This window comes from Variovorax sp. W1I1, from assembly GCF_030815625.1.
GTDB lineage: Bacteria > Pseudomonadota > Gammaproteobacteria > Burkholderiales > Burkholderiaceae_C > Variovorax > Variovorax paradoxus_C.
In genome coordinates this window covers 2,756,627-2,771,078 of the sequence record NZ_JAUSWZ010000001.1, presented here as the reverse complement: position 1 = coordinate 2,771,078, position 14,452 = coordinate 2,756,627, and the positions used below count along the sequence as shown (strand labels likewise).

General features: G+C 66.3%; 16 protein-coding genes. 6 read left to right on the top strand and 10 right to left on the bottom strand.

What is annotated here, in order from left to right:
- Positions 1–30: 30 nt before the first annotated feature.
- The 6 genes from QFZ83_RS12990 to QFZ83_RS12965 form a co-directional block, all read right to left on the bottom strand.
- A complete protein-coding gene (locus QFZ83_RS12990) occupies positions 31–1,878 on the bottom strand; it encodes an amino acid ABC transporter permease/ATP-binding protein (protein ID WP_307506931.1) in 1,848 nt (615 codons plus the stop codon).
- A complete protein-coding gene (locus QFZ83_RS12985; RefSeq protein WP_307506929.1) occupies positions 1,875–2,411 on the bottom strand; it encodes a GNAT family N-acetyltransferase in 537 nt (178 codons plus the stop codon). Before QFZ83_RS12985 ends, QFZ83_RS12990 begins: the two co-directional genes overlap by 4 nt.
- On the bottom strand, positions 2,411–3,754 hold the full coding sequence (locus QFZ83_RS12980) for an LLM class flavin-dependent oxidoreductase (protein ID WP_307506927.1): 1,344 nt from the start codon (positions 3,752–3,754) through the stop codon (positions 2,411–2,413). The genes QFZ83_RS12985 and QFZ83_RS12980 overlap by 1 nt, the downstream gene beginning before the upstream one ends.
- 37 nt (positions 3,755–3,791) lie before the next feature.
- Positions 3,792–4,796 carry an LLM class flavin-dependent oxidoreductase gene (locus QFZ83_RS12975; RefSeq protein WP_307506921.1) on the bottom strand — a complete coding sequence of 335 codons (1,005 nt, stop codon included), beginning with the start codon at positions 4,794–4,796 and terminating at the stop codon, positions 3,792–3,794.
- A 100-nt stretch (positions 4,797–4,896) separates the two neighbouring features.
- Positions 4,897–5,397: an AAA family ATPase gene (locus QFZ83_RS12970; protein WP_307506919.1), complete on the bottom strand. Its 501-nt coding sequence runs from the start codon at positions 5,395–5,397 to the stop codon at positions 4,897–4,899.
- A gap of 1 nt (position 5,398) precedes the next feature.
- On the bottom strand, positions 5,399–5,596 hold the full coding sequence (locus QFZ83_RS12965) for a hypothetical protein (RefSeq protein WP_306879390.1): 198 nt from the start codon (positions 5,594–5,596) through the stop codon (positions 5,399–5,401).
- Positions 5,597–5,747: 151 nt separating this feature from the next.
- Here QFZ83_RS12965 and QFZ83_RS12960 point away from each other — a divergent pair, with 151 nt between their 5' ends.
- Positions 5,748–5,954 carry a dodecin gene (locus QFZ83_RS12960; RefSeq protein WP_013541395.1) on the top strand — a complete coding sequence of 69 codons (207 nt, stop codon included), beginning with the start codon at positions 5,748–5,750 and terminating at the stop codon, positions 5,952–5,954.
- Positions 5,955–5,975: 21 nt separating this feature from the next.
- On the opposite strand, the gene mgrA is transcribed toward QFZ83_RS12960, so the two are convergent.
- Complete coding sequence (mgrA, locus tag QFZ83_RS12955; RefSeq protein ID WP_307512703.1) at positions 5,976–7,016, bottom strand: L-glyceraldehyde 3-phosphate reductase; 1,041 nt, start codon at positions 7,014–7,016, stop codon at positions 5,976–5,978.
- A gap of 152 nt (positions 7,017–7,168) precedes the next feature.
- Between mgrA and QFZ83_RS12950 the strand changes: the two genes are divergently transcribed.
- Genes QFZ83_RS12950 through QFZ83_RS12935 form a run of 4 tightly spaced genes read left to right on the top strand, consistent with a single transcriptional unit; the run spans position 7,169 to position 10,724 of the window.
- The gene (locus QFZ83_RS12950; RefSeq protein ID WP_307506916.1) at positions 7,169–8,224 is read left to right on the top strand and encodes an ABC transporter substrate-binding protein; all 1,056 of its coding nucleotides are present in this window, start codon (positions 7,169–7,171) and stop codon (positions 8,222–8,224) included.
- 13 nt (positions 8,225–8,237) lie between these two features.
- Positions 8,238–9,047, top strand: a complete 810-nt coding sequence (locus QFZ83_RS12945) for an ABC transporter ATP-binding protein (protein ID WP_307506913.1) — start codon at positions 8,238–8,240, stop codon at positions 9,045–9,047.
- Entirely contained in the window at positions 9,044–9,871 is an 828-nt protein-coding gene (locus tag QFZ83_RS12940) for an ABC transporter permease (protein WP_307506910.1), read from the top strand. Before QFZ83_RS12945 ends, QFZ83_RS12940 begins: the two co-directional genes overlap by 4 nt.
- Positions 9,864–10,724 (top strand): transporter substrate-binding domain-containing protein, encoded by an 861-nt coding sequence (locus tag QFZ83_RS12935; RefSeq protein WP_307506907.1) that lies wholly within the window; start codon positions 9,864–9,866, stop codon positions 10,722–10,724. The genes QFZ83_RS12940 and QFZ83_RS12935 overlap by 8 nt, the downstream gene beginning before the upstream one ends.
- Before the next feature lie 28 nt (positions 10,725–10,752).
- Here QFZ83_RS12935 and QFZ83_RS12930 read toward each other — a convergent pair whose 3' ends face one another.
- A complete protein-coding gene (locus QFZ83_RS12930) occupies positions 10,753–11,976 on the bottom strand; it encodes a type II toxin-antitoxin system HipA family toxin (RefSeq protein WP_307506905.1) in 1,224 nt (407 codons plus the stop codon).
- Positions 11,966–12,238: a helix-turn-helix domain-containing protein gene (locus QFZ83_RS12925; protein WP_373424141.1), complete on the bottom strand. Its 273-nt coding sequence runs from the start codon at positions 12,236–12,238 to the stop codon at positions 11,966–11,968. The genes QFZ83_RS12930 and QFZ83_RS12925 overlap by 11 nt, the downstream gene beginning before the upstream one ends.
- Positions 12,239–12,354: 116 nt before the next feature.
- On the opposite strand from QFZ83_RS12925, the gene QFZ83_RS12920 reads away from it, so the two are divergent.
- On the top strand, positions 12,355–12,828 hold the full coding sequence (locus tag QFZ83_RS12920; RefSeq protein ID WP_307506899.1) for a hypothetical protein: 474 nt from the start codon (positions 12,355–12,357) through the stop codon (positions 12,826–12,828).
- 3 nt (positions 12,829–12,831) lie between these two features.
- Here QFZ83_RS12920 and QFZ83_RS12915 read toward each other — a convergent pair whose 3' ends face one another.
- On the bottom strand, positions 12,832–14,319 hold the full coding sequence (locus QFZ83_RS12915; protein ID WP_307506896.1) for an MFS transporter: 1,488 nt from the start codon (positions 14,317–14,319) through the stop codon (positions 12,832–12,834).
- Positions 14,320–14,452 lie beyond the last annotated feature (133 nt).

The window sequence follows — 14,452 nt, the reverse complement described above, 5'->3', positions numbered from 1 at the left end:
GGAAAGGATTTCAGTCAGAGAGAAAAAGAATCAGAGAACCTTGGCGAAGAACTCGGCGGTGCGCGGATGCGACGGCGCGTTAAACACCTTGTCGGGCGTGCCGGTTTCGAGAATGCGGCCCTGCTCCATGAAGATGATGGTGTCGGCCACCTCGCGGGCAAAGCCGATCTCGTGCGTCACGATGACCAGCGTGGTGCCCGAGCGCGCGAGCTCCTTGATGACGGCCAGCACCTCGCCCACCAACTCGGGGTCGAGTGCGGAAGTGGGTTCGTCGAACAGCAGCACCTCGGGCTTGAGCGCGAGCGCGCGGGCAATCGCCACGCGCTGCTGCTGACCGCCCGAGAGCTGGCGCGGATAGGCATGCGTCTTGTCGGCCAGGCCCACGCGCACCAGCAGTTCCGAAGCCAGCGCCTCAGCCTCGTTGCGTGCCAGGCCGCGTACCGACACCGGCGCTTCGACGATGTTCTCCAGCACCGTGAGGTGCGGAAACAGGTTGAAGTTCTGGAACACCATGCCGACGTCGACGCGGCGCTTGAGGATGTCTTTCTCGTGCAGCTCGTACAGCGTGTCTTCGTCGCGCCGGTAGCCGATGAGTTCGCCATCGATGGCGATGAAGCCGTCGTCCACGCGCTCCAGGTGGTTGATGGAACGCAGCAGCGTCGACTTGCCCGAGCCCGACTGGCCGAGGATCACGGTCACGCTGCCCTGCGGCACGGTGAGCGTCACATCGTCGAGCACCTTGAGCGCGCCGAAGCTCTTGGAGACGCCGTGGATCGTGACCTCGCCGCCCTGCGTGAGCGGGTCGGTCCAGCGCGGCACCAGCACCGGTGCGGGCGGTGCCGACACCACTGGTTCTATGGCCACCGGCGCCTTTGCCCGCCACAGCCCGCGCGCCACGCCGGCAAGCCGCGAGCGCGGCGGATTGCGCAGCGCACCGCGCGAGAAATGCCGCTCGATGTAGTGCTGCGCCACCGACAGCACCGTGAGGATCACGAGGTACCAGACGGTCGCCACCATCAGCAGCGGAATCACATCCAGGTTGCGCCGGTAGATGATCTGGATCGTGTAGAACAGTTCGGGCAGCGCGAGGATGTAGAGGTTCGACGTGCCCTTGGCGAGGCCGATGATGTCGTTGAAGGCCGTCGGCAAGATGGTCCGCATCGCCTGCGGCAGCACGATGCGAAAGGCCTGTCTCTTGCGCGAAAGGCCCAGCGCCGCAGCCGCTTCGAGCTGCCCCTGCTCCACCGACAGGATGCCGCCGCGCACGATCTCCGAGGCAAAGGCCGCCTGGTTCAGCGTGAGGCCCAGCAGCGCCGCGACGAACGGGCTGATCAACTGCGTGGTCGGGTACGAGAAGAAGGTGATGTCGGTGCCCGGAATGCCTAGTGCCACCGTCTCGTAGAGATAGCCGAGGTTGTTGATGATCAACAGCAACACGATGATCGGCACCGAGCGGAAGAGCCAGGTGAACACCCACGACACCCACGACAGCCGCGCCAGCAGCGGCGAGCGCGAGACGCGCGCGAGCGCCAGCCCGGTGCCGAGCAGGAAACCGAACACCGCGCCCAAGGCCGTCAGCAGCAGCGTGCGGCCGAGCCCGGCGAGCACCGGCTCGGCGAAGAACCATTCGGCAAAGACGCCCCACCCCCAACGCGGATTGGTCAGCACCGAATACAGCACGATGCCGATGAGCAGCACTGCGAACACGGTGCCGACCGTGCGTGCCGGGTACTTTGCGGGTACCACGCGGAAATGCGAGTAGTCGCCCTTCGCGGGCGCGACCTGCTGCGGCGCCGAAGGTTCGGGCCGGGCCACAGGACGAGACGGTGCCGGGCTTCGCGGCTCGGGGCCGACGTCCAGGAGGGTGGTCGTGTTCATCGCTGCACCGCCTCGCTCAGCACCGCTGCGGTCTGGCCATGGTGGCGCGGCACCACGAGGTGCTTTTCGAACGGCAGCTTGCGCGGCACTTCGGGGTCCGCCACCTCTTCGAACAGCGCGGTGTAGCCATGGCCGCGGTACAGGCCGACCGCTTCGGGTTGCCGAAAACCGGTCGTGAGATAGATGCGCTCATAGCCCTGGCGCCGCACCTGCGCCTCCAGCTCCAGCAGCACCTTGCTCGCGAGGCCCTGCCGACGCAGATCGGTGTGCGTCCACACGCGCTTGAGTTCGGCGGTGCGCTCGTCATGCCGCATGAAGGCACCGCCGCCGATGGCGATGCCGTCGCGCAGCAGCAGCACGAAGTTGCCGTGCGGCGGTGCGAACACCTCGGGCGGATAGCGGTCCATCTCGCGCGGTGCGCCGGGTTCGCGCAGCACGTCGCCGTAGCGGCTGTCGTACTCGAAGGTCAGGCCCTCGACCAGCGGTTGGGCGCGCGGATCGAGGGGTGTGGTGTAGAGGAACTGTTCGCTCATCACGCGGCCTTTCGCGCGGTGTCCGCATCGGCATCGGCCGCCGTCGCATAGCGGCTCGCCTTGCGCGGCAGCCCGAGGTGGTCGCGCAAGGTCTGCCCGGGCAACTCGCGCTGATAGCGGCCACGCGCAATCAGCACCGGAATCACGAACTCGATGAAGTCGTCCAGCCCCTGCCCCAACACCGGAAAGCCGAGGATGAAGCCATCGGCCGCGCCCTCGTCCACCCAGCGGATGATTTCGTCCGCAATGCGCTCGCCCGTGCCCACGAACTGCGTGCGCGGCGTCGCGACTTCGAGTGCCACCTCGCGCACGGTCTGGCCGCCGGCCTTCGCCTTGGCCTTGATGCGGTCGGTGGTCGAGCGGAAGCTGTTGCGGCCGATGTCGCCCAGTTCTGGAAAGGCTTCGTCCAGCGGGTACTGGCTGAAGTCGTGGTGATCGAAGAAGCGGCCCAGGTAGGCCAGCGCTTCCTCGATGGTCAGAAGCTCGCGGATGGCGCGGTACTTGGCCTCGGCCTCCTCCTCGGTGGCCGCGACGACGGGGCCGATGCCGGGGAATATCTTCACATCGTCGGCCTGCCGGCCCTGTGCCACCGCGCTGGCCTTTACCTGTTTGAGGAAGGCGCGCGTTTCCTCGATCGAGGGCGAATGGGTGAACACCGCATCGGCGTATTTGCCCGCAAGGCCCACGCCCGCATCCGAGGAGCCGGCCTGGAAGATCACCGGCTGCCCTTGTGGCGAGCGCTGGATGTTCAACGGCCCGGCAACCTGGAAGAAACGTCCCTTGTGATCCAGCGTGTGCAGCTTCTCGCGGTCGAAGAACTGCCCGGTCTCGCGGTTGCGCGTGAAGGCGTCTTCGTCCCAGCTGTCCCACAGGCCCTGCGTCACTGAGAGGTACTCATCGGCGATCTCATAGCGCTGCGCATGCTCGGGATGATTGCGGCTGTAGTTCTTCGCGCTGCCTTCGAGCGGCGCGGTCACCACGTTCCAGCCCGCGCGCCCGCCGCTGATGAGGTCGAGCGAGGCGAACTGGCGCGCCACGGTGAACGGGTCGCTGTACGAGCTGGAGACCGTGCCCGCAAGGCCGATCTTCGAGGTGACGGTCGCAAGCGCCGACAGGATCGAGATCGGCTCGAAGCGGTTGAGGAAATGCGGGATCGACTTCTCGTTGATGTAGAGCCCGTCCGCCACGAAGGCGAAGGCGATGCCGTTGTCTTCGGCTTTCTTCGCGGTGCGCACGAAGAAATCGAGGTTCACGCTGGCATCGGCCGGACCGCCCGGGTGCTTCCATGAATTCATGTGGCTGCCGGCACCTTGCAGCATGACGCCGAACTTGATGTTGCTCATCGCGACTCGTTCTTCTAGGGGTGGAAAAGGGGAAGGCTCAGGCCAGTGCGGGTTCGCGCGCCTGGGCCAGCAGTTCGACGGCAGTGGCGCGCTCGGCAAAACCGGCAACGGGGATGTCGATGACGAACTCCTCGATGCCGTAGCGCTCGCTCAGTGCGTCGAGTTCATCGCGCACCTCGTCGGCGGTGCCTGCGATCACGTGTGGGCGGCGCTCCTCGGTGCGGTAGTCGGTCACGCCGGCCTGCCGCGCGAATTCGGCTGCTGCCTCCAGGCTTCCGAGGTTCACGCTCTGGCCGCTGGGCAGGTGCACCTTGAAGCTGCGCAGCGCGCCGACGAGTTCAGCGGCCTTCTCGTGGGTCTCGGCCGCGAAGGCGAAGAGTGCGAGCAAAGGCGCGCGGCCGGTGGCCGAGCGGTAGGCCTCGATGGATTGCCCGATGTTCACCGGGTCACCGTTGAAGTGCCCCGCATAGACGAACTCCCAGCCAAGGCGCGCCGCAAGAAGCGCGCTTTCGGGCGTTCCGCCGAGCAGCACGCGCTGCGGCAACTGCGGCGGGTTCGGCGTGGCGACCGCGCCGGCCAGCGCGTGGTCCGCGGCGACCCCGTCGTGCAGGAACGCATCGAGCTCGGCGAGGCGGACCGCGAAGTCCTCCTTCTTCTTCACCGGATCGTGCAGCCACTGCAGCGCCTTGCTGGTCAGCGGCAGCCCGCCGGGCGCCTTGCCGACGCCCAGGTCCACGCGCCCTGGTGCCAGCGATGCGAGCACCCGGAAAGTCTCCGCGACCTTGAACGGGCTGTAGTGCTGAAGCATGACGCCGCCCGTGCCGATGCGGATGCGCGACGTCTTCGCGAGCAGGTGCGAGGCCAGCACTTCGGGCGCCGAACCGGCATAGCCGCGATTGCCGTGGTGCTCCGCAAGCCAGTAGCGGCGATAGCCCAGGCGCTCGGCGCTCTGTGCCAGCGCGATGGTGTGCTGGAACGCCTGGGCGGCGTCGGCACCTTCGGGGATCAGGCTCTTGTCGAGCAGGGAGAGCGAATAGGACACGGTGTGCGGCAGGGATGCCTTTGAAAGAATTGCTGCGAATTCTCTTGGGCATCACGCGCACCGCTTGCGCTGATTTCCTATATCGATATCTGCAGAGTGTTCAGGGGCGCGCGGCTGTCGCGATGCGTTGCGCCGCATCACTCGCGCTGACGGCGGCCGTGTCGATGACGAGGCGATCCGTGGTCCACGGCGCGTAGTCGTGCCGCAGCACCGAGGCCCAGTCGGGCAGCACATGGCCCGGAATGTCTGGCGCGCGAAGCTCCACGCGCCGGCGGTGCTCCGCGACATCCGAGCAAACGATCTCGACCTCCAGCACACGCGACGACGCACTCGCCGCGACCGCGCGCCACGCTTCGCGCGTGACCGGCAACGGGTTGACGCAATCGGCCACCACCGTGAGGCCGAGCGCAAGATTCGAGCGCGCCAGCGCATAGGCAACCTCGTAGCCCGCGGGCCCGACCTCCCCCGCCAGCACCTTCGCCGACACGAGCGCCTGCTCGATGGCATCGATGCGCAGATAGACGGCCGAAAGCCGCCCCACGAGCTCGCGTGCGACGGTGGTCTTGCCCGATCCGGGCAAGCCTGAAAGAACGATCAGCATCTCACCATGAGTGCGGCAGCAGGGCCAGGGCCGCTGCCGCGTGGAAGCGCCGCATGGCGCGGATCGGCACATAGCCGTGCGGCGCACGCCGCGCCACCTCGTGCGGCGAAGACGGCGCGATGCGCCACGCTGCGGTGGTCAGCGCGAGAACATGGCGGGCCTGGGCCGCCGGGGAAACATAAAGACTGCGCTGTGGCATGAACAACTTCCGGGTGAACGCTGGGGGCGATTCTGCGCAGCCGCTTCGCTTTCTCAAAGAAGGATTGCGAGTTACCTGATGCAGAAAATTCCACCCGCCACCACGTGCCATGACTACGATGGCTCCACACCCATTCACAAGGAGCACGCACATGTCGAACCACGTCTACAAGTCCCTCGAGCTGACCGGCTCGTCGCCCGTCGGCATCGAGGACGCGGTGCAGACCGCGATCGCCAAGGCGCACGAGACGGTGCGCAACATCCAGTGGTTCACCGTCACAGAGACGCGTGGCCATGTGGTCGACGGCAAGGTCGCGCATTGGCAGGTGACGGTGAAGATCGGGTTCACGCTCGAATAGTCGCGGCAGCGAAGGCCGTCGTCACGCGAAATCGGTCGACGGCTTTTCCCAGAGGTTCACGCCGCCTTCCACCGCGTACTTGTCGATCTCCGCGAGCTCTTCGGCGCTCAGCGGCGCATGGCGCAGGGCCGCGACGTTGTCGACGATCTGCTCGGGGCGGCTCGCACCGATCAGCGCAGAACTCACGCGCGGATCGCGCAGCGTCCAGGTCAGCGCGAGTTGCGCAAGGCTCTGGCCGCGGCGCCTGGCGATCTCGTTGAGCGCGCGTGCGCGTTCCACGTTGTCGTCCGACAGGTGCTCCTGCTTGAGCGAGCCGCCGCCCGGGCGGTTGATGCGCGCATCGGCCGGAATGCCCTTGAGGTACTTGTCGGTGAGCAGCCCCTGCGCGAGCGGCGTGAAGGCGATCACGCCCGCGCCGAGTTCGCCGGTGGCATCGAGCAGGTCTTTCTCGATCCAGCGGTTGAACAGGTTGTAGGCCGGCTGGTGGATGAGCAGCGGCACCTTCCATTCGCGCAGCAGCGCGGCGATTTCGCGCGTCTTGCCGGCGGAGTACGACGAGATGCCGATGTAGAGCGCCTTGCCCTGTTGCACCGCCTGCGCCAGCGCGGAGGCGGTTTCTTCCAGTGGCGTGTGCGGATCGAAGCGGTGCGAATAGAAGATGTCGACGTAGTCGAGGCCCAGGCGCTGCAGGCTCTGGTCGAGGCTCGCGAGCACGTATTTGCGGGAGCCCCCGCCCTGGCCGTAGGGGCCGGGCCACATGTCCCAGCCGGCCTTGCTGGAGATGATGAGTTCGTCGCGATACGCCTTGAAATCTTCCCTCAGCAGACGGCCGAAGTTGGTTTCGGCGCTGCCGTACGGCGGGCCGTAGTTGTTGGCGAGGTCGAAGTGGTTGATGCCCAGGTCGAAGGCCGTGCGCAGCAACTTGCGCTGCACATCGATGGGCGTGCTGTCGCCGAAGTTGTGCCAGAGCCCGAGCGAAATGGCAGGCAGCACGAGCCCGCTGCGCCCGACGCGTCGATAGGGAATGGCGTCGTAGCGCTCGGGGGCGGCAAGGTAGGTCATGAAGTGCGATGGAAAGTGGAAAGGGAGCGACATGATGCCCGCGCGTTTGCGCATATGCATGCGCGGTTTTCTTCGTTGGTGACGCGGGCAGGGCTTTCTAGGATCGTCGCTTTCCCACCAGCCCCACCGCTCCCGTGCCGGAGCGCGCCGCCATGCCCACCGAGACGACCTCTTCCATTCCTTCGCGCCGCGTGGCGCTCAAGACACTCGCATCGCTGACCGCCATTGGTGGCCTGGCGCTCGCGGGTTGCTCACGCGACGACAGCAGCAAGGCCGCCGCGGCCAGCGGCCCTGCCGTGGTGAAGAAGACCGGCGACAAGGTCGCCTTCAAGTACCCGAACAACCCCTCGTTCGACCTCATCTACCTGGCCGACGAGCTCGGCTACTTCGAGGGCACCAACACCCGCCCCGAGTACGTCGGCAAGATCGCCGCGCCGCAGATCATTCCGCTCGTGGGCACGGGCGAGATCGACTTCGGCAGCCGCATGGTGCCGCTGGTGATCTCAGCCATCGCATCGGGTGCGGACCTCAAGGTGGTGGCCGCGGGCGGCAAGACGCTGCAGGAAGCGCCGCACATGAAGTACTTCGTCCGCAAGGACTCGGGCATCCGCAACCCGAAGGACCTCGAAGGCAAGACCATCGGCTTCAACAGCTTCGGCGCCTGCGCCGAGTTCGTGACCAAGAAGTACCTGCGCCAGCACGACGTGGACGTGAACAAGATCAACTTCGTCGTCATCCCCGACGAGCAGGCCGAGCAGACGCTGGTAACGGGCAACACCGACCTCGCGATCATCCACGCGCCCTTCTCGGGCCGCGCCGACAACGCCGAGTCGCTGGTGCGCCTGTGGAGCGACTTCGACCTCGATGGCGGCCTCGGTGGCATGGCGCCCTACAGCGCGCACGGCCAGTTCATCCGCCAGCATCCCGAGGCGGTACGCGACGTGGTGGTGGCGCTGGCCAAGGCCGGCAACTGGGTCAATGCCAACACCGAGGAGGCGCGCAAGCTCGTGGCCAAACGCATCAACATGGACCTGAAGAACGTCGACCGCTACGCCTATGTCGACGACCTGGTGGTAACCGAGCCACCGATCCAGTACTACATCGACATCCTGCAGTCCGAAGGCAAGCTCGCCGCGGGCAAGGTGGCGGTGAAGGACGTGTACACCAACGAATTCAATCCCTTCGCGCAGTCGGCCGCGAAGTCGTGAACGTGCACGCGCCATGAGCCTCAAGATCTCGGCCCGCGATGTGCGGATGGACTACGCCGCGCGCGGCGCGAGCGAACGCGTGCGGGTGCTCGAAGGCTTCGACCTCGACGTGCGCGAAGGCGAATTCTTGTCGGTGCTCGGTCCCTCGGGCTGCGGCAAGTCGACCTTCCTCGGCATCCTCGCGGGGCTGACCGAGCGCACCGGCGGGCGCATCGCCATCAACGGCCAGCCGCTCGCGGGCATCAACCGCAACCAGGGCGTGGTGTTCCAGGGCTACGCGCTCTTTCCGTGGCTCTCGGTGCTCGACAACATCGCGGTCGGGCTGGAGATCCGCGGCATCGGCAAGACTGAACGCCGCCGCACCGCGCACGAATACCTCGAACTGGTCGGCCTGCACGGCTTTGCCGACCGGTATCCGCACGAGATCTCGGGCGGCATGAAACAGCGTGTCGCCATCGCGCGATCGCTCGCCTACAAGCCCGACGTGCTGCTGATGGACGAGCCCTTCGCAGCGCTCGATGCGCAAACGCGCGAGATCCTGCAGGGCGAACTGTTGCGCATCTGGGAGCAGTACCGCAAGACCATCGTCTTCATTACGCACAGCCTCGAAGAAGCGGTGTATCTCTCCGACCGGGTGGCGGTGATGACGCAGCGGCCCGGGCGCATCAAGGACATCATCGACATCCCGCTGGAGCGACCTCGCTCGGCGGAGATTCGTCATTCGACCGAGTTCGCGGCGCTGCGACAGCGCGCTTGGGAAGTGCTGAAGGACGAAGTGCAGGTCGGGCTGAAGCCGCGGTCACTCGAAGGGGTTGTCTCGTGAGCGCCGTGCTCGATGCGCCCGCAGCGCGCACGCCCGGCCGCTTCTTCAAATTCGCACGCAGCTTCGCCCGCGTGACCGAACGCGGCATCGGCATCGCCATCTTCCTGGCGCTGTGGGAGGCCCTTCCGCGCCTGGGCATCGTGAGCGACGCCTACCTGAGCCCGCCCTCCGCCGTCGTCGCCAGCATCGCCCAGCTCGTCGATACCGGCCAGCTCTGGAAGCACCTGGCCGCGAGCTTGCAGCGCTCGCTGTGGGGCCTGCTGCTCGCGAGCTTCTTCGGCGTGGTGCTGGGCTTGCTGATCGGCAGTTCGAAGCGGCTGGCCGCCATCGTCGATCCGGTGCTGCAGCTCTTTCGCCAGACCTCGGCCTTCGCGCTGTTCCCGGTGTTCATCCTGTTCCTGGGCATCGGCGAGCTCTCGAAGGTGGCGATCATCTTCTGGGCCTCGTTCTGGCCGGTGCTGCTGAGCACGGTGAGCGGCGTGAAGCAGGTCGACCGCCTGCTCGTCAACTCGGCGCTGTCGATGGGCGCCTCGCAGCGCTTCATCTTCTTCAAGGTGGTGCTGCCGGCCTCGCTGCCCTCGATCTTCACCGGCGTGCGGCTGGCCGGCGCGTACAGCATCACGGCATTGGTTGCTGCCGAGATGATCGGCGCGCATTCGGGCCTGGGCTTTCTCACGCTCAATTCTCAGGAGACCTTCCAGATTCCGACGATGTACGCCGGCATCCTGCTCCTAGCCGTGCTCGGGCTGCTGTTGAACTACCTGCTCGCCCTGCTGGAGCAACGGCTGCTGCGCTGGCGCAAGGGACTGAGCCTCGATGACTGATCGCAGGCTTGTGCTGTCAGGCGCCGCACTCGCCGCGGCCGTGGTGCTCGCGAGCATCGGCGGCGCCTGGGCCTTTGCGACGCCTTCGCTGTCTAGCTTGCCGAAAGGGCCGGTGCTCGCCCGCGCCATCGAGCGGGGCAAGCTCGTTGTCGGCGTTCGCCGCTACCCGCGCCCCGCCCTCGCCGAGGCGCCGACGCCGCCCGAGCCCGATGGCTTCGACGCCACGCTCGCGCGGCAGTTGGCGGCATCTCTCGGCATCCCCCTGGAACTGGTCGGCCTCGATTCCGCCACGCAGGAAACCGCACTGCGCGAAGGCCGCATCGACCTGCTGGTCGCCGGCGTACCTGCTTCACCCAACGCGCAAGACATCGCCGCTGCACCCGGCAGCTACGACACCGGCCGCGGGCTCGTGGTCGCACTGCGACGCGGCAAGGTGCAGGACGAAGCTGCGCTGCGCGGCGCCTCGGTCTGCGTCGGCGAAGGCTCGGGCTATGCCGACGCGGTGTCGCAACGCTACGGCGCGCAGCCGCGCAGCTACCCGTCGTCCGTGCATGCGGCCTCGGCCTTCATGGCCGGTGAATGCGCCGCGCTGGCCGAGGACGGCGAGGTGCTGGAGCGGCTCATGCAGAACGAAGAGTGGCGCTTCTACAAGCCATTGGTCAGCGATGTGCGCCTGCCATCGGATGCCGCAATCCGGCTGGCCGATGGCGACACGGCCTCACGCGACTACCTGGCAGCAGCCCTGCGCCAATGGCGTTCGGACGGCACGCTGGCCAAGGCGAGAGACGCGCGCGCGGGCAACCTGCAGTTCGAGATCACGCTGCTCAAGGATGGGTTTGTCTGCCATTCCTAGCTGGCGGCGTTCGATGTCTCGGGGGGGGCTACCTCGCCGCGGTGGCGTAAGTCATCCCATCGGTCCAGATGTCGCGCATCTTCTGCAGCAGGTCCTTCGGGATTCGCGGATCACCGGCCGCCAGGCGCAGCGTCTTCTGCATCCCCTCCGCGATTCGCGCAAGAACGAGTTCCGGCTTGGCGACCCCGCAGACCTTGCTGCCGAACAACAGCAACTCCTCGGTCGTCGGGTAGGCCTTCGTGTGGCCCTTGCCCGCGAAGAGCTTGAGCGCCAGCGTGCGGTCCTCGAGTTCGGGACCGCCTTCGTAGCGCGTGTACCGGTAGAGCGCGGTCGTCACCACGTCGAACATCGGCGCAAGGCGGCAATCGGCGGTCGAGGTGTAGAGCAATCCGTAGTTCTTGAGGTGGCCGTCGCCGTTGCGCACCATGATGCTGAACGCCACCTGCTCGAAGAAGCGCGCGAGGTTTTCGCTGGGCAGTTGGAGGTATTGCATCAATTCGGCGATGCGCTGGTAGCTTCCGTGGTACTTCCGGTCGGACTGGATGTCGCGCACGCGAAGGTTCATCAGCGCCGCGATGTCCTCGAAGCCGATCCGGGACCCGTCCGCCGCGATGTCGAAACGGTCGACCAGCAGCAGTTGCCCATCGTCCGAGAGGTCGAATGTGGGCGTCTCGATGCCGGCGTGGCCGGCGGCCGTCAGGCACATGAACTCGTTGGCCGACAGGCCCGGATAGGAAGCTGCGCCCGCCTTCACGATGATCGTGGGCACCGGAACGCTGACCCTGTCCGGCACCATGATCTTCGGCTGCATGCCGGCAATGCCGGCGCCAGTGCTCAGGTACGCGCGCACCAGTTCGTCGAACACCTCGGGCGTGTAGCGGGTGGCGAGCAAAGTCTTGCGATCGATGATCCGGGGCGCCGCAATCGCCTCTGCTCCCGCCAGCCGGAAGCCCAGGCGCCCGATGCCGTTGGATCCCACCACTGCGAGCAGATGCATCGGGGTGAGTTGCTGCTTGGGGAACATCGCCCGCAGACGCAGGTACAGGTCGCCCTCGGGGAGGTTCTGGTCCATCACTGCGAAAAGGTCGCCGTCCTGGTAGGTCGGCCGGGTCGGTGGCATCAGCAACGCGACCGAGGGCTGCTCCACACCGCTGTCGAGATACCGGAACTCGTAGACCGAGTGCTTGAGCAACTGGCCTGCTGGCGCGCCGGCGATCTCGACATCGAGCTGCCTGATCTTTTCAGGAAGCATCGTCGTCATCCTGTCCGAAGCGTTCCGTGACTTCTTCCAGCGTCGGCATGCCCAGGCGCTCCAGGCCGATCGTGAGATCCATGGCGCGCAGGATGTCGAACAGCGAGGCCAGCGTGATGTCTTCCCCTCGCTCCAGTCGATAAAGAACGTTGCGCGCGCGGCCCGAGCGCGCGGCGATGTCGGTCGCCTTCATGCGGCCTTCTTTTCGCGCACGCTGGATGGCTTGGCCCAGTTCGACGGGGAGACGTATTTTGTCCTTCATACGCCACATTTTATGGAATTGAAGGGAAATTGTCTATTAAACAGGACACTATTCCTCGGCAGTTGATCCGAGAAGACATCGACGCCCAAGCCACGAGCGGCGGCAGAATGGCCGCCATGGACGAACTCATTGGGCTTCTCTTCGCCATCCTGTTCTGGCGGGCCTTGCTCGCCGCTCTGTGCGGTCTTGCGGTCGGCATGCTGGCCACTCAGATCTTTCCCGGGTTCGGCACCGGTGCCGTCGCGACAGTCACGCTGCTTGCGCTGCTCGGCGGTGTCATGTGGCATGCATCGGCGATTGCTGCAGCCGCACCGTCGGACGCACCCAAGGCAGAACAGCAGCCGATATCACGGCCCATCGCTTTTCTTGGCATCGCGCTCGTCGGCCTTCTGCTGGGCGGCGTGTACGACTATCTGCTCTCGTCCGGCCTGATCGCGCTTTCCGTCCTGATCGTCTCATCGATCGTGCTGGTCTCCGTGGGCGGAGCGATCACGAAAACCCCCGTCTACTTCAAGGACCTGCTGTTCATGGTGACGGCACTTGTCACAGGCTCCGTGACGCCGTGGGCCATCGTCACGCTTCTGAGCTGAGCCCTACTTCTGCGCCGCCTTGGCATCCCGCGCGGCCGAGCTCTCCAGCCCTTCCTTCGGCAGCCACAACGCCAGCGCCACCACCCCAAGACTCACCACCAGCATCATCAGAAACGTGAGGTGAAGCGAATTCCCCAGCGCCAACCGGATACCCGCATCCCCCGCCACCGAGCCGTGCACGCCCTGCAGCAGCAGCCGCAGTTCGTCGTCCGTGAACATCATGCTGCCGTCCCCCCGCGTCAGCCCGAAGTTGAAGACCGCGCCGAAGAAGGCCGCGCCCAGCGCGCTCCCGAGGTTGCGCGAGAACACGTTCGAAGCCGTGGCGATGCCGCGCTGCGAGAGCTCCACGCCCTCCTGGATCAGGATCAGTGAACTCAGGCTCATCACGCCCATGCCCAGGCCGATGATGAACGAGCCGATGGCCGGCAGTACCGGCGAGCTGCCGACGCCAAGCAATGCGAAGGTCGATGTGCCGACCGGAATAAGCGCCGCACCGACCACCACCATGCGCCACAGCCCGATGCGGTGAAAGGTGCGCGAGGTCAGCGTCGCGCCGATGGGCCAGCCCAGCATCACCATCGTGAGCGTGAGACCGGCGGTGACCGACGAACGCTCCAGAACCACCTGCACGTACATCGGCAGGAAGGTCGTGATGCCGATCAGCACCATGCCAGCGAGCATTGCCGCGCCGTTGACGGTCGCGATCATCCGTGCGCCCCAGAGCTTGAGCGACACCATCGGGTCGGCCGCGCGGCGCTCCTGCGCGATGAAGAGCGCGAGCGTGACGACGAAGAGCACCGTCCATGCGAGCGCGACGCCGGTGTTGCCGACGCCGAACTCGGTCAGCGCGATCATCAGCGAGGCGATGCCGACGGTGAACAGCACCGCGCCCACCATGTCGATGGACGAGCGGCGCACCGTCGGCGCCTCGTGCAGGAAGAACCAGAAGCCCGCCGCCGCAGCCAGTCCGATGGGCACGTTGACCCAGAAGATCCAGGCCCACGACAGCTTCTGCACGATGAGCGCGCCGATCATCGGCCCCACGACGGCCGACACCGCCCACACGCTCGCGAGGTAGCCCTGCACCTTGCCGCGCTCGCGCACCGGATAGAGATCGCCGACGATGGTGAGCGCCACCGGCTGGATCGCGCCCGCGCCGATGCCCTGGATGAGACGGAAACAGATCATGGCCGGCATCGACCACGAGAAGCCCGCGAGCACCGAGCCGATGACGAAGATCGCGATGCCAACGAACATGATGGGCTTGCGCCCATACAGATCGGAGAGCTTGCCGAACACCACGGTCATCGCGGTCTGCGCGAGCAGGAACGAGGCGAAGACCCAGCTGTAGAGATGCAGCCCGCCGAGCTCGGAGGCGATCTGCGGCATGACGGTGGAGACGATGGTGGCTTCGATGGCGACCATGGCCATGGAGGCCATGATCGATGCGATGACCAGGGGGCGGTTTGTTGTTTTGGTGCTGACGCTCATGGGATTTTTCGCGGGCCGGAGAGGCTGCCCCGAACGGGGTGTCCGGTGAGCGCCGAGGTGGTGTGAGGCCGCGAGCCCGAGATGCTATCGGGCCGTGCGAATCCGTGCTGGCGCTGGCCCTCCGTTGTCTTGT